The organism is Deltaproteobacteria bacterium (assembly GCA_016875395.1).
Classification (GTDB): Bacteria; Myxococcota_A; UBA9160; order UBA9160; family UBA6930; genus VGRF01.
In genome coordinates this window covers 16,485-33,598 of record VGRF01000018.1, presented here as the reverse complement: position 1 = coordinate 33,598, position 17,114 = coordinate 16,485, and the positions used below count along the sequence as shown (strand labels likewise).

General features: G+C 72.3%; 16 protein-coding genes. 4 read left to right on the top strand and 12 right to left on the bottom strand.

The annotated features are described in order from the left end of the window. Positions 1-2 precede the first annotated feature (2 nt). From FJ091_14200 to FJ091_14180, 5 genes are all read right to left on the bottom strand, one after another. The gene (locus FJ091_14200) at positions 3-668 is read right to left on the bottom strand and encodes a heme exporter protein CcmB (GenBank protein MBM4384503.1); all 666 of its coding nucleotides are present in this window, start codon (positions 666-668) and stop codon (positions 3-5) included. Next, positions 665-1,378 (bottom strand): ABC transporter ATP-binding protein, encoded by a 714-nt coding sequence (locus FJ091_14195; protein MBM4384502.1) that lies wholly within the window; start codon positions 1,376-1,378, stop codon positions 665-667. Before FJ091_14195 ends, FJ091_14200 begins: the two co-directional genes overlap by 4 nt. Further along, the gene (locus tag FJ091_14190) at positions 1,375-3,198 is read right to left on the bottom strand and encodes a hypothetical protein (protein MBM4384501.1); all 1,824 of its coding nucleotides are present in this window, start codon (positions 3,196-3,198) and stop codon (positions 1,375-1,377) included. The genes FJ091_14195 and FJ091_14190 overlap by 4 nt, the downstream gene beginning before the upstream one ends. After that, on the bottom strand, positions 3,165-5,117 hold the full coding sequence (locus FJ091_14185) for a heme lyase CcmF/NrfE family subunit (protein ID MBM4384500.1): 1,953 nt from the start codon (positions 5,115-5,117) through the stop codon (positions 3,165-3,167). The genes FJ091_14190 and FJ091_14185 overlap by 34 nt, the downstream gene beginning before the upstream one ends. A 90-nt stretch (positions 5,118-5,207) precedes the next feature. Then, positions 5,208-5,648, bottom strand: a complete 441-nt coding sequence (locus FJ091_14180; protein ID MBM4384499.1) for a cytochrome c maturation protein CcmE — start codon at positions 5,646-5,648, stop codon at positions 5,208-5,210. A 458-nt stretch (positions 5,649-6,106) separates the two neighbouring features. Between FJ091_14180 and FJ091_14175 the strand changes: the two genes are divergently transcribed. Further along, positions 6,107-7,267 (top strand): aminotransferase class I/II-fold pyridoxal phosphate-dependent enzyme, encoded by a 1,161-nt coding sequence (locus FJ091_14175; GenBank protein MBM4384498.1) that lies wholly within the window; start codon positions 6,107-6,109, stop codon positions 7,265-7,267. An 85-nt stretch (positions 7,268-7,352) separates the two neighbouring features. Then, positions 7,353-8,648: an MFS transporter gene (locus tag FJ091_14170; protein MBM4384497.1), complete on the top strand. Its 1,296-nt coding sequence runs from the start codon at positions 7,353-7,355 to the stop codon at positions 8,646-8,648. Between the two features lie 75 nt (positions 8,649-8,723). Here the strand turns inward: FJ091_14170 and FJ091_14165 are convergent, their stop codons facing one another. From FJ091_14165 to FJ091_14145, 5 genes are read right to left on the bottom strand one after another with little or no spacing between them, the layout of a single operon-like run. Then, positions 8,724-9,518, bottom strand: a complete 795-nt coding sequence (locus tag FJ091_14165; GenBank protein ID MBM4384496.1) for a metal ABC transporter permease — start codon at positions 9,516-9,518, stop codon at positions 8,724-8,726. 3 nt (positions 9,519-9,521) lie between these two features. After that, on the bottom strand, positions 9,522-10,115 hold the full coding sequence (locus FJ091_14160) for a hypothetical protein (GenBank protein ID MBM4384495.1): 594 nt from the start codon (positions 10,113-10,115) through the stop codon (positions 9,522-9,524). 7 nt (positions 10,116-10,122) lie between these two features. Next, positions 10,123-10,956: an ABC transporter ATP-binding protein gene (locus FJ091_14155; protein ID MBM4384494.1), complete on the bottom strand. Its 834-nt coding sequence runs from the start codon at positions 10,954-10,956 to the stop codon at positions 10,123-10,125. Beyond that, positions 10,953-11,798, bottom strand: a complete 846-nt coding sequence (locus FJ091_14150) for a zinc ABC transporter substrate-binding protein (protein ID MBM4384493.1) — start codon at positions 11,796-11,798, stop codon at positions 10,953-10,955. Before FJ091_14150 ends, FJ091_14155 begins: the two co-directional genes overlap by 4 nt. Further along, positions 11,798-12,712, bottom strand: coding sequence for a cation transporter (locus FJ091_14145; GenBank protein MBM4384492.1), 915 nt, complete (start codon positions 12,710-12,712; stop codon positions 11,798-11,800). Before FJ091_14145 ends, FJ091_14150 begins: the two co-directional genes overlap by 1 nt. Positions 12,713-12,872: 160 nt before the next feature. On the opposite strand from FJ091_14145, the gene FJ091_14140 reads away from it, so the two are divergent. Both FJ091_14140 and FJ091_14135 read left to right on the top strand, forming a co-directional pair. After that, positions 12,873-13,211, top strand: a complete 339-nt coding sequence (locus FJ091_14140) for a hypothetical protein (GenBank protein MBM4384491.1) — start codon at positions 12,873-12,875, stop codon at positions 13,209-13,211. 61 nt (positions 13,212-13,272) lie between these two features. Then, a complete protein-coding gene (locus tag FJ091_14135; protein ID MBM4384490.1) occupies positions 13,273-15,330 on the top strand; it encodes a TonB-dependent receptor in 2,058 nt (685 codons plus the stop codon). Here FJ091_14135 and FJ091_14130 read toward each other — a convergent pair. Both FJ091_14130 and FJ091_14125 read right to left on the bottom strand, forming a co-directional pair. After that, the gene (locus FJ091_14130; GenBank protein ID MBM4384489.1) at positions 15,327-16,208 is read right to left on the bottom strand and encodes an EamA family transporter; all 882 of its coding nucleotides are present in this window, start codon (positions 16,206-16,208) and stop codon (positions 15,327-15,329) included. The genes FJ091_14135 and FJ091_14130 overlap by 4 nt on opposite strands. A gap of 75 nt (positions 16,209-16,283) precedes the next feature. Beyond that, a complete protein-coding gene (locus FJ091_14125; GenBank protein MBM4384488.1) occupies positions 16,284-17,108 on the bottom strand; it encodes a class I SAM-dependent methyltransferase in 825 nt (274 codons plus the stop codon). Between the last annotated feature and the right edge of the window lie 6 nt (positions 17,109-17,114).

Genomic DNA, 17,114 nt, shown 5'->3' with positions numbered 1-17,114 from the left:
CCTCACTCATCGAGCACGTACTCGAAGCACAAGAACGACACGATCAGGTAGATCGCGTCCGCGACGAGCAGCAGCTGAACGGGTGGCCACGGTAGCGACCCGGTCGCGAGCAGCTGCGTGGTGGCGCGCACCGCGCCGAGCAGCACGGGCACGAGCAGCGGCAAGAGGAGCAGCGGCAGCATCACCTCGCGGTAGCGCGTGCGGACGGAGATCGCGGCGAGCAGCGTGCCGGCGCAGGCGATGCCGAACGCGCCGAGCCCCGCCACGGCCGCGAGCTTCAGCGCGACCGGCGCGAGATCGAGGCCGAACGCCAGCGCGAACACGACCGCCGTGATCGCCTGGACTGCGGCGAGCACGACGAAGCTCGCGAGCGCCTTGCCGAGGAAGAGAAAGCCGCGGTCGACGGGCGCGAGCGCGAGCGCGGAGAGCGCGTCGTTCTCCAGCTCCGCGGCGAAGGCGCGGTTCATGCCCAGCACGCCCGCGAACAAGTACGCGACCCACAGCAGCCCCGGCACGTACCCGTTCAGCCTCGCGTCGATCGAAGGCGGCGCGGCGAAGTAGAGCACCACCACGACCAGCACCGAGAACACGAGCATCGCGGCGAAGCGGTCGCGGCTGCGCCACTCGGTCGCGAGGTCCTTCCAGAGCACGGCAAGCAGCGCGCTCACGGCGCCGTCTCCAGCGCTGCGACCGTGTCGCGATACGCGGCTTCGAGCGCGCCTGCGCTCGCGAGCGCGTCCGCGGCCAGCTCACGCGCGCGGCCGCGCACGAGCACGAGCGCGCGCGTTGCCAGCTGCGCGGCGCGCGAGAGCTCGTGCGTGACGAGCACGGCGGCGCGCCCGCCGCCGCGCTGCGCAGACAGGCGCTCCGCGAGCTTGTCGGCAGCGCGGGGATCGAGCCCGGTGAACGGCTCGTCGAGCAAGAGCAGGCGCGGCTCGTGCACGAGCGCGCGTGCGATCGCGACGCGCTGCGCCCAGCCGCGCGAGAGGGCGCCCGCCGCGCGCTCCGCGACCGGCGCGAGCTCGTGCGCCGCGATCAGCGCCGCTGCGCGCGCGTTCGGGTCGCGCACGCCGTAGAGCTTCGCTGCGAGCGCGAGGTTCTCGCGCGCCGTGAGCTGCCCATAGAGAAAGGTTGCGTGCGCGAGGAGGCCCACGGCCGCCCGCTGCTCCGGGCGCGACGCCGCGGCGACGACTTCCACCGCGCCCGCGCTCGGGCGTGCGAGGCCGGCGAGGAGGCGCAGAAGCGTGGACTTGCCTGCGCCGTTCGGGCCGAGCAGCGCGAGCGTCTCGCCGGCCGCGAGTGTGAGGTCGAGGGGGTGCAGCGCAGCGAGGGGCCCGAAGCGCTTGGCCAGCCCGCGCGCGCGCACCAGCTCGCTCACGCGGGCGACCCGAGCGGCGTGCCGCAGCTCGCGCAGAAGCGGTGCTCTGGCGCCGCTGCGACCGCGCACTGCGGACACGCGCGCGGCTGCTCGGCTGGCGCGGGCGCACCTTCCTGCGCGGCGATCAGCGCCGCCGCCTTCGCGCGCAGCTCGCCGCGCAGCTGCGCGTGATCCTCCGCCGAGACCTTCGCTGTCTCGAAGTCGTGGTCGAGATCGCGGATCGCGTCGTAGAGCGCCTCGCGCTCGTTGCGCTCGGGCTCGGCGGCCGCCGCCGGCTCCGCGGCCGCGCGAGTCGTCACGTGGCGCAGCAGCCAGAACACGAGCGCGAGCGCGCCGAGCGCTGCGACCGCGCGCGCGGCAGTCGGGCTCGCGCTGCTGCGCGGCGGGAGCGCGCCGAGCGTGAGAGCGACCCGCTCGCCGGGCGCGACGTCGAAGGCCTCGAACGCGAGGTAGTTGAGATCGTTCGTGCGCACGGGGCGCGCGCGGTGAAGGCGCTCGGCACTCGGCGCGAGCCGCCCGTGATCGACCACGAACACGCGCACGAGCGGGACGCGCACGCCGAACTCGCGCGCGAGCCGCGCGCCGCTCGCAGGCACCGCGAGCCGATACGCGATCTGCACCGGCGCTTCGCCCGGCGCGAAGCTGCCGAGCACGTCCACGGCGCCGCCGGGTCCCGGCGCGAACTCGAGCCCCTTCGCCTCGCTGCCGAAGCGCACGTCGCTCGCGCCCTCGGGCAGCGGCACGCGCAGCAGGGGCGCCTGCGGCGTTCCGAGCAGGAGGCCGTCGCCCGTCGCGCGCAGCAGGTGCATCTCGCTCACGGTCATCGCTGCGTCGTCGGCCTGCACGACGATCTGCACTTCGGGCGTGCTGAGCGCGTTCGGGTCGACCCGCGCCGCCTGCGCGACGAGCGAGATCTCGAGGCCTCGCGCGGGCGCCCCGCTGTAGCGCGTGACGCTGCGGCCGTTGTCGTCGGCAGCGCCTTCGCTCGCGAGGCCGGGAGCGCTGAACGCGCGGACCTCGTTCGGAACGAGCACGCTGACGCTCTCGGCGCCGGCCGCGGGCGTGAACGCGAAGCGGAAGCTCGCGCCGTCCGGCGTCGTCTCGGCCGCGCCCAGGCGGTAGGCCCACACCAGATCCTGGCGGCCCGGATAGAAGGGGCCGAAGTACCGGACCGTGCTGCCCTCGCGTTCGAGGCCTTCGGGAATCACGCCGAGCGGCATGCGGAAGTCGGAGGCCCCCGCCGGCAGCGTCGCGCGCACCGGTGCGATCACGCGCGCGCGCGCATCCTTCGGCGCGTGCGCGATCTCCGCGCCCGTCTGCTCGATGTCGAGCGTCTCCTCCACGCGCAGGCCCTCGGCTTCGCGATAGAGGCGCAGCGTCTGCGCGCGCACGCGAACGCGGGAGAGATCACGCGAGACCGGCGCGACGCGGATGTCCGCAGTCGCGCTCGTCTGGCCCGGCTCGAAGGCGATGCGCCCGCCCGGAACCGGGATGCCCTCGTACCGCGCGCCGACGAGATACGCGATCTGCGCCGAGCCGGAGATCTTCTCGAACGCGAACGCGCCGCTCGCATCGCTGGTCGCGCGGCGCAGGCCCGGCACGCCGTCGGCGCTGAGCGCGTAGAGCACGACCTCGACCCCGGCGATCGGCGTGGTCGTCTCGCCCTTCAGCACGCGCCCGCTGATGCGCGCCTCGCCGGCGGGCACGTCGGGCGGAGCTTCGCCCTCCGCGCTCGCGCCGGCTGCGAGAGCGAGAGCGATGAGGACTGTGAGCGCGCGGCGGAGCATCACGCGGCGGCTGCGCGGCGTGGGTGCGGCCACATCACGAGCACCGTGCCGATCACGAACGTGAGGCCGCCGAGCCAGATCCAGCTCACGAGCGGGTTCACGAACACCTTCAGCGTGGCGGAGCCGTTCGGCTCGATCGCGGTGAGGATCACGTAGAAGTCTTCGGCGAACGTCGAGTAGACCGCTGGGATCGAATTCGGCTGCTGCTCGAGCCAGTACATGCGCTTCTCGGGCGTGAGCGTCGCGAGCGGCTCGTCGTTCTTGTAGAGCGCGAGGCGCGCCTCGGCGCCGCCGTGGTGCTCGCCGAGGATCGGCTCAGCCGTGAGGTACTTCAGCTTGTAGTCGCGCACTTCGAGCGTGCCGCCGGGCGCGAGGTTCTCGAGTCGCTCGGTGTCGAGGGCCTGGCCGGTGAAGCCAATGAAGAAGAACACCACGCCGAGGTGCACGACGTAGCCGCCGTAGCGCTGCTGGTTCATGCGGAACAGCTTCGCGAGCGCGCTGGGCGCGGAGTCGCCGCCGCGCATCTTCGCCTTCGTCGCGCGCCAGAACTCCTCGCAGATCGTCCCCGTGACGAGCGCCGCGATACCCCACGTCAGCGCCGCGAGCCACTCGTCGGTCCCCAACAGCGCGAGCAGCGCCGCGAAGGTGAGCGCGCCGCAGGCGGCGGGGAAGATCAGCTGGCGGCGCAGGTTCGCGGGAGTCGCGCGGCGCCACGCGAGCAGCGGGCCGACGCCCGTGAGGAAGAGCAGGCCGATGCCGATCGGTGCGAGCCAGAGGTCGAACCACTGCGGCCCGAACAGCACTTCCTTGCCTTGGATCAGCGTCGAGAACTTCGGGTAGAGCGTCCCGAAGAACACGACCGCGAGGATCGCCATGAACAGCCAGTTGTTGATGACGAAGCTCGCCTCGCGCGAGACGACGGACTCGAGCCGGTTCGGCGAGCGCAGCTGCGGCACGCGCCAGAGCACAGCCACGACGAACGCCAGGAGCACGGCGCCGACGTACCACGCGAACAGCACGCCGAAGATCTCGGTCTGGGCAAAGGCGTGGACGGACCTGACGAGCCCTGCGCGCGTGATCATCGTGCCGAACAAGCACAGCCCGTAAGTGAGGCCGATCAGCACGAAGTTCCAAATCTTCAGCATGTCGCGCTTCTCTTGCACCATCACCGAGTGCAAGTAGGCCGTGCCCGCGAGCCAGGGCATGAACGAGGCGTTCTCGACGGGATCCCACGCCCAGTAGCCGCCCCAGCCGAGCACTTCGTAGGCCCAGCGCCCGCCGAGCAGGATGCCGATCGAGAGGAAGCACCACGCCCACAGCGTCCAGCGCCGCGTCACGCGCATCCAGGTCGTGCCGAGCTGACCGGAGGCGAGCGCGGCGAGCGCGAAGGCGAACGGCACCGAGAAGCCCGTCATGCCGAGGTAGAGCACGAGGGGGTGAATCATCATCACCGGGTGCTGCAGCAGCGGGTTCATGCCGTTGCCGTCGGACATCACGTGGGTCGCCGGCAGCTTCTCGAACGGGTTCGAGACGAAGTTCAGCAGCACGAGGAAGAACGCCGCGTTGAGGCCGAGGACGAGGCACACCCACGGAATCAGCGCGCGCTCGCGGCGCTGCACGGTGATCGCGATGGCCGCGTAGGCCGCGGTCATCCACGTCCACAACAGCAGCGAGCCCGCCTGCGCGCCCCACACCGCGGCGAGGCGATAGTGCGTGGGCATCGTGCGCGCGGCGTTCTGGGAGACGTACTCGAGCTGGAAATCGAACGTCGCGAAGGCGTAGAAGAGGCACGCGAGCGCGACGCTGGTCAGTGCGAACAAGCCGTAGATGCCGCGGCGCGCGACGGTCGCCCACTCCTCGGAGCGCGTGACGCCGCCGATCGCGCCGGCGACCGCGGCGGCGCCGGCAGCGAGCAGGGCAAGGAGAGACGCGTAGTAACCGAGATCGCTCACGAGAAATGGCTCCGCTGCTACCGCGTGGACTTCGCTCGCCTGCGGCTCGCTGCGCGCGGCGAAGCGCCGCCTGCGGGCGCCAGCGGATCGTTAGACGTTCTGTGCGCGCGCCGCCGCTTCTTCCTTCGCCTCGAACTTCGACGGGCACTTCGCCAGCAGGTTCGTCGCGTGGAAAGTGCCGCCTGGCGCGAGCTTCCCCTCGACCACCACCTCGGCGCCGTCCTTGAACAAGTCCGGCGTCTCGAGGCTCGCGTACTCGACCACGAGCGCGCCGTCGGGCGACCCGCCTGCGTGCGGCGCCTTCTCCTGCACCGCGAACGTGACGCGCTTTGCGGCGACGTCCCGCTCGATCGTGCCGAGGGCGACGTAGCCGTGAACGCGCACCGGCTCGCCCACCGCGCCGCGCGCCTGGAACTCGCCCAAGGTCTGGAAGTACGTGAACGCGTCCTCGCCGCTGCGTGACGCGCCGAACCACACCAGCAGGCCGGCGACGAGGAGGGCGCCAACCGCGATCTGAAGGCCCTTCGACATGGCCGAGCAAGCTAGGGAGAGCGCGCGGAGCGGGCAACGCGGCGGGCCGTGAGTTTCGTCACACGACGCCAGCACGATGGCGCAGCGGGTGCGCGGATTACGGGCGGGCAAACTGGGGATGGGCAGATGGAGCTGGGGACGTAAAGCCGGGGACGTTCCGCAAGAAAGTAAAGCGCGGACTTTCTTTACTTACTTGCGGAACGTCCCCGCATTCGCCGCCGCTCGGCGGCTCGCCCACGGCTCCCGCGTCCTCGATCTGGTCTATTCGCGCGCCATGCGGATTCCCGACTCGATTCGCGCGCTCTCGCCGCAAAAGCCGGGGACGCAAGAGCCGGGGACGTTCCGCAAGAAAGTAAAGTGCGGACCTTCTTTACTTACTTGCGGAACGTCCCCGCATCGCCGTCGCTCGGCGGCTCGCCCGCGGCCCCAGCGTCCTCGATCTGCTCTACTCGCGCGCCATGCAGATCCCGGACTCGATTCGCGCGCTGTCGCCGTTTCTCGCGATGGAGGTGATGGAGCGCGCGATGGCGATGGAGCGCGGCGGCGCGAGCGTGATTCACCTCGAGATCGGCGAGCCGGACTTCGCGCCGCCGCCGGCCGCGATCGCGGCGGCGCAGGCGGCGCTCGCCGCGGGCCGCACGAAGTACACGGCGAGCGTCGGCCTGCCCGAGCTGCGCGAGGCGATCGCGGCCGACAAGCGCGCGCGTACGGGCGTCGCGGTCGATCCCGAGCGCGTGCTCGTCACGAGCGGCACGTCGCCCGCGCTGCTGATGGTGTTTGCCGCGCTGTGCGAGCGCGGCAGCGAGGTGATCATCCCCGCGCCGCACTACGCCTGCTACCCGAACTTCGCGCGCTTCGTGGGCGTGGAGCCGGTCGCCGTTCCGTGCGATCCCGCGAGCGGGTACGCGATCGATCCCGACGCGGTGAAGCGCGCGATCACACCCCGCACGCGCGCGATCGTGATCGGCTCGCCCGCGAACCCGACCGGCGCCGTGCAGTCGCGCGAGGTGATGGCCGCGCTCGCGGGCCTCGGCGTGCCGCTCGTCTCCGACGAGATCTACGACGGGCTCGTCTACGACGGCGCGCGCGTGACCAGCGCGCTCGAAGTCGCGAGCGACGCCTTCGTGCTCGACGGCTTCTCGAAGCGCTACGCGATGACCGGCTTCCGCCTCGGCTACGCCATCGCGCCGCGCGCGGCGATGCGCACGCTCCAGACGCTGCAGCAGAACCTGTTCATCTCGGCGAGCGAGTTCGTGCAGCTCGCCGGCGTCGCCGCGCTGCGCGAGGGCGCGCCCACCGTCGCCGCTGCGCGCGCCGCCTACGCGAAGCGCCGCGCGCTGCTCGTCGCGGGCCTGCGCGCGCTCGGCTTCGGCGTCGCGCGCGAGCCCGCCGGCGCCTTCTACGTGTTCGCCGACGCGCGCGCCTTCGGCCGCGACTCGGTCGCGCTCGCGAGCGCGCTGCTCGAGCGCGCGCGGGTCGCCTGCACGCCGGGCGTCGACTTCGGCGCCGCGGGCGAGGGCTCCCTGCGCTTCTGCTACGCCGCGATCGAGGACGCGATCCGCGAGGCGCTCGCGCGCATGGCGCCGGTGCTGGGGGAGCTGCGGAAGGCGCGCGGGTAGGGGCAAAGCAGGCCGGGCCGACTTTGCCCCCGCCACGCGCTCGCGGCCGGCCGATCGCGCCGCGCGCTGGCCTACGTTGCCGCGCATGCTGCGCCGCGAACCCGCTCCGGATGCTGCGCCCGAGTCGCGCCCCGAGAGCGGCACGCGCGAGGTCTTCGCGTTCCCGCAGTTTCGCTGGCTGACCGCGAGCAACGTCGCGTTCTTCCTCGCGATGGGCAGCCAGGGCGTGGTGCGCCCGTATCTCGCCTACACGTTCACCAAGGACACGTTCCTGCTCGGCGTCGTCACCTTCGCCGTCGCGCTCCCGATGCTGCTGCTCGGCCCGTTCGGCGGCGTCGCGGCGGATCGCATCGACCGCCGCCGCATCATCCTCGGCGCGCAGGCCGTCGCGCTGCTCGGCGAGCTCGTCACGCTCGCGCTGCTGTGGACCGACCGCCTCCAGTTCTGGCATCTCGTCGGCACCGCGTCCGTGATGGGCTGCGTGTTCCCGTTCCTGATGCCCGCGCGCCAATCCGTCGTCGCGAATCTCGTCGGCCGCCGCCTGCTCGGCAGCGCCATCGCGAGCACCACCACGCTGATCAACGCCACGCGCGTGATCGGCCCCGCGCTGCCCGGCTTCTTCATCGACGAGCTCGGGGTGAAGTGGGCGTACCTGCTCGGCGTCGTCCTGTACGTGATCGCCTTCGTGTGCGGCCTGCGCCTCGACCCGGCGCCGCCGCCCGACACCGCCTCGCGCGCTAGCGTCATGACGCGCGTGATGGAAGGCGTGCGCTACGTGCGCGCCGATCGCGCCGTGCTCGTGCTGCTCGTGTTCGGCCTCGTCCCGATGTTCCTCGCGATGCCGTTCCAGACGCTGCTCGTGGTCTTCGCCGAAGACATCTGGCACGAAGGCCCGCGCGGCCTCTCGCAGCTCTCCGTCGCGATGGGCCTCGGCGGCATCGTCGGCTCGATGGTCGTCGCGCGCTGGACCCACGCGAGCGGCCGCGCGCGCAACATGCTGCTCTCGATGCTGGCGTTCGGCGTGCTGCTCGTCGCCTTCAGCTACTCGCCGCTCTTTCTCGCCGCGATCCCGCTGATCTTCCTCGCCAACGCCTTCGCGAGCTGGTTCGGCACGCTCAACAACACCGCGATCCAGCTGCTCATCCCCGACGACATGCGCGGCCGCGTCTCGAGCTTCCTGATGATGTCCTTCTCGCTGCCGATGCTCGGCTCCCTCGTGATCGGCGCGGCCGCGAAGCCGCTCGGCGCGCCGCTCGCGATCTCCGTCTTCGCCGTGCTCGCGATGCTCGCGTCGGTCGCGTTTTATTACGGAAGCGAGGCGCTGCGCGGGCTCGATGCGCGGATGGAGCGGGACGTGGTGCGCGCGGATGGTGAGCGATGACGTGCGCCGGCCGCGGAGCGGTCGGATCGATACGCTGTCGCAACGAGCTCGTCGAGAGCGACTGAGCGGCGCCCGCTACGAGCTCCGGCGTGCGACCCCCAACGCCCCAAAAAACACGCCCACCGCCGTCAGCGCGATCATCCCGCCCGGCGCGACGTCGAGGCGCCAGGCGAGCGCGAGGCCGCCGAGCGCGCTCGCGACGGAGATCGCGACGCTGAGCGCGAGCTGCGCGCGGTAGTGGCGCGCGAGCAGCGCGGCGGTGGCGGCCGGCACGACGAGCAGCGCCTCGATCAAGAGCACGCCGACGAGGCGCACGCCGATCACGATCGTGGCGGCGAGCAGCGCGAGCAGCGCGAGGTCGAGCAGCTGCGCGCGCTGGCCGTAGGCGCGCGCGATCTCTTCGTCGAAGGCGAGGAAGAGCTGCGGGCGGAGTAGGGCGAGCAGTGCCGCGACCACCAGCGCGCCGCCGATGGCGAGCGCGCCGAGCTCCCCGCTTGTTACGGCGAGCACGTTGCCGAACAGGTATCCGAACAGCTCCTGCTGCGCGCCGTGCTCGAGGCTCGCGAGCACGACGCCGAGCGCCATCGCGCCGCTGAAGAAGACGCCGATCACCGTGTCGCGACCGAGCCCGCTGCGTTGGCCCATGAGCGCGATGCCGATCGCCACCGCGAGCGCGAAGGCGCCGCCGGTGAGCAGCGGCGACACGCCCAACAACAAGCCGAGCGCGACGCCGCCGAGCGCGGAGTGCGAGATGCCGACGCCGATGAACGCGAGCCGCCGCAGCACGACGAAGAAGCCGAGCACGCCGCACACGACGCCCACGAGGACCGCCGCCGCGAACGCGCGCTGCATGAACGCGAACTCGAGCACGGGCTACGCCTTCGCCAGCGCGACCAGCGCCGCCGCTGCCGCTTCCTTCTGGTCCTTGCCCCAGGGCGCGCCCGCGATCTTGCCGAGCGCGGCGAGGGTCGCATCGAGCTTCGTGCGCGTCGTCGCGAGCGCTTTCGCGGCGGCGTCGAGCGCGCTCTTGTCGGGCAGCGTCGTGAGCGCGAGGCCGCACGCGCGCGTGCCGGCGACGAGCGCATCGCGGAACAGCTCGCCCTCGGCTTTGTGCATGCGGAAGTGCACGGCGAGGATCTCGTCCGTGGTCCAAGCGGGCATGCCGGAACCGACGAGTACGGCGCAGCCACAGACTGCGTGGCCCGCATCGGTGCAGCGCTTCAGCACGCGTTGGATGGCACCCGGCACGTACTGCTGCACCGATGCGACGCCACGCTCCGCGATCTCGCGCGCTTCGGCGCCGCCGACGCGCTCGCCCGCGTGATAGGGCGCCTTCGCGAACGGCTCGTCGTCGGGCACGAGGGCGATCCGCGCGCGCTCCACGACGTGCGGCTCGCGCGCGTCGCCGCCCACCGCCACGAGCGCGGCCCAGCCCGAATGCGCCTTCCAGCCGAGCGCGACGCGCATCGCGGACCTAATGACCCGGCCCGTGGCGGCCGTGGTGATCCAGCTCGCCCGCGAGGAAGTCGAACTCGCACGCGTAAGCGGCCTTCAGCGCGTGGCTGTGCACGACTTCGTCGGGATGGCCGTGCACGTGCATGCGCTTGTTGATGCAGACGAGCTGGTCCGCTTGCCCCGCGAGCGCGACGAGATCGTGCGAGACGGCGAGCACCGCGAGGTTCAGCTCGCGCTGGAGGCGCCGTAACAACTCGTAGAACTCGTGCTCGGCGGGCAGGTCGAGGCCGATCGTGGGCTCGTCGAGCACGAGCAGCGCGCGGCTCGCGACGAGCGCCTGCGCGAGGGTCACGCGGCGCTGGAGGCCGCCCGAGAGCGCGCCGACCGGACGCTGCGCGTGCTCGGCGATGCCGACCCGCGCGAGCGCTTCGAGCGCGGCCTCGCGATCGGCGCGCGACACGCGCAGCGAGAAGCCGCCGCCGAGGCGCCCGAGCAGCACGATGTCGAGCGCGGTGGCGGGGAATGCCTCGGGAATCGCGCTTCGCTGGGGCACGTAGCCGATGCCACGGCGCGCGTGCTCGCCACGCCTTTCGCGAACTTCGCTCGCCTTCGGCTCGCTGCGCGCGATCTGCGCCGCTTCGCGGCGCTCGATCTGCTTGCCGAGGACCGTGATGGTCCCCGACGTGATCGGCGCAAGGCCGAGGATCGCCTTCAGCAGCGTGGTCTTGCCCGCGCCGTTCGGGCCGCAGATGCCGACGAACTGCCCGGGCGCGACGTCGAACGCGATGTCTTCGAGCACGATGTCGCCGCCGCGCTTCACGCACACGCTGTCGAGCGAGACGACCGCACTCATCGAGGTTCCTTCGCGAGCCCGGCCGCGAGCTGGCGCGCGTTCCAGGCGAGCAGGGCGGTATAGCTCGCGCGCTCGGGGTCGCGCGGATCGCCGAGCGGGTCGACCGTAACAACTCGCGCGCCGAGCTCTTCGGCCACGATGCGCGCGGTGTGCGGGTCGAGCTGCGGCTCGACGAGTACGGCGCGCACGTTCGCGGCGCGCGCGCTGCGAATCAGCTCGGCGAGCCGCCCGGGCGTCGACTCCTCGGCGCCGTGCGACTGGATCGCGCCGAGATCGACGAGACCGAAGAAGCCGGCGAAGCCAGACCACGCGGGGTGGAACGCGAGGAAGCTCGAGCCGCGCGCCGGCTCGAGCGTGGCCATCGCGTCGTAGGTGGCGGCGAGCAGCGCCGCACCGAAGGCCTTCTCGCGCGCCACGAATGCGTCCGCGTGCTCCGGCGCGCGCGCCGCGAGCAGGGGCATGAGCGCGGAGGCGAACGCGTGCCCCGCGCGCTTGGGGTCGAGCCAGAAGTGCGCGCAAGCGGAGTCGTCGCGCGCGCACTCCGGGCCGAGCACTACCCAGCGCTCGGTCCCGGCATTGGCCAGCGGCCCGGCCCAGTCGTCGATGCCGTTCCCCGCGCGCACCAACAAGTCGGCGCGCGCCACGGCCGCCATCGCGCTCGGGCGCGGCTCGTAGGCGTGCGGGCTCGCGCCGGGCGGCACGAGCGTGGTGCACGCGAGCGCGTCGCCGCCGATCTCGCGCACGAGCATGCAGAGCGGCTCGATCGTCGCGACGACCCGCAGCGGCTCCGCCGCGAGCGCGGGCGCGGCGCAGAGCGCGAGTGCGGCTGCGAGGGCGCGCATCAGCACACTTCTTCGCGCGCGCGGAAGCCGGCGGGCTCGAGCTGGATCGTGGCGTGCTGGATCGCGAAGCGTTCCCGCAGCTCGTGGGTGATGCGCGAGAGCAGCTCGTGCCCGTCTACCCCGCTGGCGGCCTCGACATGGCAGGAGAGCGAGACCATTCCGCTCGTGATCGTCCACACGTGGAGGTCGTGCACCGACGCGACGCCGGACTGCGTCTCCAGCGCGCGGCGCAGCGCGTCGACGTCGAGGTGCGCAGGCGCCGCTTCGAGCAGCACGTCGACCGTCTCGCGAAGGAGCGACCACGCGCTGCGCAGCACGAGCGCGGCGATTGCGAGGCTCGCGAGCGGGTCGGCGATGCGCGCGTCCGCGAGCCAGATCGCCGCGTTCGCCGCGATCGCGGCGGCGCTGCCGAGCGCGTCGGAGACGACGTGCAGCCACGCGCCGCGCAGGTTGAGCCCGTCACCCCGCGACGCGTGGAGAAGCGCGATGCCGGCGAGGTTCACCGCGAGCCCGCCCGCGGCGACGGCGAGCGCCGGCCCGGCGTCGACGGCGGGCGGCGCGGCGAAGCGCCCGAAAGCTTCGAGCGCGATGAAGACCGCGACGACCGCGAGCGCCACGCCGTTCGCGAGCGCCGCGAGAATCTCCGCGCGCCGGTAGCCGAACGTGTGCGCTGCGGGGGCGGGGCGCGACGCGAGCCAGATCGCGAACAGCGCGAGCGCGAGCGCGCCGGCATCCGCGAGCATGTGCACTGCATCCGCGAGCAGCGCCAGCGAGCCCGTCAGCCAGCCCGCGATCGCCTCGACCACGAGGTAGGCGCCCACGAGCGCGAGCGTCGCCGCCAGCCGCCGCTGCGAGCTCGCGCGCGCCCCGTGCGGGTGCGCGTGGCCTGCGTGGTCGTGCGCGTGCGCGTGCATGCGCCGGGGATCATCCGCGGCGGGCCCGCGCTGCGCTACCGCGGCCACGTGGGGTCTGGCACGAAACGGCGATTTTCGCCGTTCGGTGCCAGACCCCACGTGGCCGCGGCGTGACCTCGCGTTGACGGCGCGCGTTCGCTTCGCTTCCCTGCCGCGCGAGATGCGCTTCGCTTCGCTCGCTCGCCGCTTCGTGCCCACGCTGTTCGCAGCGCTGGTGTTGCTCGCGACGCTCGCGAGCAGCGCGCACACGCACGCGACGCCGGCGCGCGGGCCTGCGCTCGCGGCGGAGGCTGCCGGCGCTGCGCACGGGAGCGTCGCGGACTTCGGCTGCGCACTCTGCGCGCATGGCGAGCGCCTCGCGCACGGCGCGGCGCTGGCGCCCGCGAGCGCGACGGTCGTCGGGCTGGGTCGCGGCCTCACGCGCGTCTGCGAGCGCTCCTCGCCGCCGCGCGTCCTCCTCGAACGCCTCGCCCCGCGCGCACCGCCTCGGATCGGCTGACCGCTCGCGCGCGCAGCACGGCTGCGCGCGCCGTCATCCATCCACCCATCCGAGGTTTCTCATGCGACTTTCACTCGCGCGCGCGTTTGCGCTCGCCGCCCTGCTTCCCCTGCCCGTCACGGCGCAGACCGCCACCGAGACCGAGACCGAGACCGAGACCGAGACGAAGACCGATGCCCACGACGCGCCCGACCACGGCGGCGCGCTCGAGGAGATCGTGATCACCGCGAGCGGCCACGAGCGCACTCGCTTCGATGTCCTGCACAGCACGAACGTCCTCAGCGGCGACACGCTCGATCGCGAAGTGCGTGCGACGCTCGGCGACACACTCGCCGCCCAGCCCGGCATCGCGTCCTCGGGGTTCGCGGCGGGGTCGAGCCGCCCCGTGATTCGCGGCCTCGACGGTCCGCGGGTGCGCGTACTGCAGAACGGCGTCGGCACCGGCGACGCCTCGGTCGTGAGCGCCGATCACCAAGTCACCGCCGAGCCGCTGCTCGTGGAGCGCATCGAGGTCCTGCGCGGTGCGGGCACGCTTCGCTACGGCAGCAGCGGCATCGGCGGCGTCGTGAACGTGATCGACGGCTCGATCCCGAGTGCGCTGCCGGAGGATCGCTTCGACGGAGCGTTTGCGGGCGCGTACGACCTGAACGCCGATGCACGCGACGTTGGCGGCGCGCTGCGCGGCGAAGTCGGCGGCGGCTTCGTGCTCTCGCTCGACGGCCTCTACCGCCGCAGCGCGCGTGTCGACATCCCCGGCTCGTCGTGGACGGCGGCCGAGCGGGCGGCGAGCGGCCCCGCCTTCGGCTCCGATGTCCGCGGCGATGTCCCCAACTCCGGCATCGAGGGGTGGAATACGCGCGTCGGCGGTTCACGCGTGTTCGAGAGTGGCTTCCTCGGCGCGAGCTACACGCGGAACGAATCGCGCTACGGCGTCCCGGTCTCCGAGGAGGACGAGCCGATCGACATCGATCTCGTGCAGAACCGCTACGACGCCGCCGGCGCCCTCGATGTGGCGCTCGGCGTGTTCGAGCGCGCGAGCTTCCGCTTCACGCACTCGGACTACGAGCACACGGAGCTCGAAGGTGAGGAAGCCGGCACGCTCTTCACGAACGACGAGGACGAGCTGCGGCTCGAGCTCGTGCAGGCGGCGATCGGCGAGCTCGATGGGGTGATCGGCTTTCAGTGGCACGCACGCGATCTCGAGGCGATCGGGGCTGAGGCCTTCATCCCGCCGTCGGAGCTCGATCAGTACAGCCTGTTCGCGATCGAGGAGTGGCACGCCGAGCGCTTCGGCGTCGAAGGTGGCGTTCGCGTCGAGCGCACGAATGCGGACGGCGAGGCTCGCCCCCGCCGAAGTTTCACGACCTGGAGCGCGTCGCTCGGCGCGAGCTTCCAGCCGACCCGCGCGACGCTACTCGGAGTGAGCTTCTCGCGCGCCGAGCGGCCGCCGACGCTCGAGGAGTTGTATGCCGACGGCGCGCACTTCGCGACGGCGAGCTTCGAGGTCGGCGACGCTTCGCTCGATCCGGAAATCGCGCACGGCGTCGAGGTGAGCGCGCGCGTGCGCGGCGAGCACGCGAGTGCGGGCGTGACGTTCTTCTACACGCACTTCGATGGCTTCATCTTCCTGCGCGACACGGGCAACATCCAGGACGGCCTGCCCGAGCGCGTCTACTCCGCGACCGACGCGCGCTTCCTCGGCGTCGAGATCGAGGGCGACGCGGATCTCGCGCACTTCGGCGAGTGGGTGCTGAAGGCGCGCGGCTCGCTCGACCTGACGCGCGCCGAGCGCGACGACGGCGGCGACCTCCCGCGCATCGCGCCGCTGCGCCTGCGCGGCGCGCTTGCCCTCGAAGGCACGCACGCGGATGCGAGCCTCGGCTTCGAGTGGGCGGCGCGGCAGAAGAAGATCGCGGCGTTCGAGCGCGAGACGGACGCGTACGCGTTCTTGAACGCGAGCGTGGCGTGGCGGCCACTCGAGCAGCTGCCGGGGTTCGCGCTGCGGCTCGACGCGCGCAACCTGCTCGACGCGACGGGACGCAATCACGTCTCGTTCTTGAAGGAGTTAGCGCCGCTGCCGGGGAGGAGCGTGAGGGTGAGCGCGCGAGTCGAGTTCTAGCGGGCGCTCTCGGGGGGCGCGGCGGGCAGCGGCCAGAGCGCGTTGAGCGCGAGGCCGCCGAGCACGAGCCCGGCCGCTCCGAGCTTCCACGCGGGCAGCGCCTCGCCCAGCAGCCAGGCGCTGCCCGCCATCCCGACGACCGGCACGAGCAACGAGAGCGGCGCGACACGCGCCACCGGGTGACGCGCGAGCAGCCAGTTCCAGCCCCCGTAGCCGAACAAGGCGTTGCCCCAGCCTTGGAAGAGCACCGCCGCCCACGTGAACGCATCCGCGCGAGCGATGCCCGCCGCGATCGCCGGCGCGCCCTCGAAGAGCAGCGCGAGCGCGAGCAGCGGCGGCACCGCGAACGCGCTCGACCACACCGTGAACGCGAGCATGTCGTCGGGCAGCGCGCGCTTCGCGACGAGGTTGCCGCTCGCCCAGCCGAGAGCGGCGCACAGGACGAGCGCGAGGCCGAGCGGGGTTGCATCGCCTTCCGTGTGCAGTGCGATCCACGCGATGCCCGCCGCCGCGAGCGCGAGCGCGGCGAGCTGGTGCGGCCGCACCCGCTCGCGCAGCGCGACCAGAGCGAGCCCGATCGAGAAGAAAACTTGCGTCTGGACGACGAGCGACGCGAGGCCGGGCGAGATGAAACGAGTCATCGCGAGGTAGAGCAGCGCGAACTGGCCGACGCCGATCGCAACGCCATATCCCGCGAGCGCGCGCAGCGAAACGCGCGGGCGACGCAGCAGCAGCGCTCCCGGCAGGAACGCGCTCGCGAAACGCAGCGTCGCCAGCGTGAGCGGCGGGAGCTTCGCCAGCGCGAGCTCGATCACGACGAAGTTCGAGCCCCACACCGCGACCACGGCGAGGGCGAGCAGGAGATGCTTGAGCGGCAGCGCAGGCGTCAGGACAGCGCTCGCACCGCGCTGCGCGGGTGAACGAGGCGCACCCGCGCAGCGGTGGGATTCGAGTTACTTCGCCGCCTTCGGCTTCACGAAGCGCAGCGTCATGCGGTCGCTCTCGCCGATCGCCTCGTACTTCGCGCGGTCCGTGTCTCCTTCGGCGAAGTTCGGCGGCAACGTCCACACGCCCTTCGGGTAGTCCTTCGTGTCGCGCGGGTTGGCGTTGATCTCGCTCTTGGCGTCGAGCACGAAGCCGGCAGCTTCGGCGGGCGCGATCACGGCGGCCTCGGGCAAGTAGCCGGTCTTCATCGCGACCGCGGGATCGGCGCCTTCCGCCGCGCGGTGCTGCACGACGCCGAGCACGCCGCCGGGCTTCAGCACGCGGAGCGCTTCGCGGTAGACGGCGTCCTGATAGCCGCCGTTCAGCCAGCTGTGGTTGTTACGGAAGGTGACGATCATGTCGACCGAGTCGGCCTCGCCGAACGAGAGCTGATCCGGCGGCGCGACGATGTGCGCCGAGACTTTTCCGAGCCGCGCTTCGTTCGCGGCGAGATGGTCCGCATAGCCGCGGGCCAGCTTGTGGGCGTACTTGTCCTGCGGCCCGTTCGGGTCGGCGTTCGTGACGCTCAGCTTGCCCTTCTCGCGCAGCACCGGGCCGAGCACCTCGGTGTACCAGCCGCCGCCCGGCCACAGCTCGAGCACGTGCATGTCCGGCTTCAGGCCGAAGAACGTCAAGGTCTCGAGCGGGTGCCGCTGCGCATCGCGCGCGCGATCGGCTTCCTTGCGCGCGGGGTCGGCGAGCGCGGCGCGGATCGCGTCTTCGGTCGAGGCGAACGACGGCGCTGCGAGCAGCGCCGTGAGAGTGACGAAGGCGAAGCGAGCGAGATGTTGCATGGGAGC

Coding starts and splice junctions, on each gene's coding strand:
- FJ091_14155 (MBM4384494.1), bottom strand. CDS start 10,956: ATGAGTGCGGTCGTCTCGCTCGACAGCGTGTGCGTGAAGCGCGGCGGC.
- FJ091_14175 (MBM4384498.1), top strand. CDS start 6,107: ATGCAGATCCCGGACTCGATTCGCGCGCTGTCGCCGTTTCTCGCGATG.
- FJ091_14125 (MBM4384488.1), bottom strand. CDS start 17,108: ATGCAACATCTCGCTCGCTTCGCCTTCGTCACTCTCACGGCGCTGCTC.
- FJ091_14145 (MBM4384492.1), bottom strand. CDS start 12,712: ATGCACGCGCACGCGCACGACCACGCAGGCCACGCGCACCCGCACGGG.
- FJ091_14170 (MBM4384497.1), top strand. CDS start 7,353: ATGCTGCGCCGCGAACCCGCTCCGGATGCTGCGCCCGAGTCGCGCCCC.
- FJ091_14135 (MBM4384490.1), top strand. CDS start 13,273: ATGCGACTTTCACTCGCGCGCGCGTTTGCGCTCGCCGCCCTGCTTCCC.
- FJ091_14160 (MBM4384495.1), bottom strand. CDS start 10,115: ATGCGCGTCGCGCTCGGCTGGAAGGCGCATTCGGGCTGGGCCGCGCTC.
- FJ091_14180 (MBM4384499.1), bottom strand. CDS start 5,648: ATGTCGAAGGGCCTTCAGATCGCGGTTGGCGCCCTCCTCGTCGCCGGC.
- FJ091_14150 (MBM4384493.1), bottom strand. CDS start 11,798: ATGCGCGCCCTCGCAGCCGCACTCGCGCTCTGCGCCGCGCCCGCGCTC.
- FJ091_14140 (MBM4384491.1), top strand. CDS start 12,873: ATGCGCTTCGCTTCGCTCGCTCGCCGCTTCGTGCCCACGCTGTTCGCA.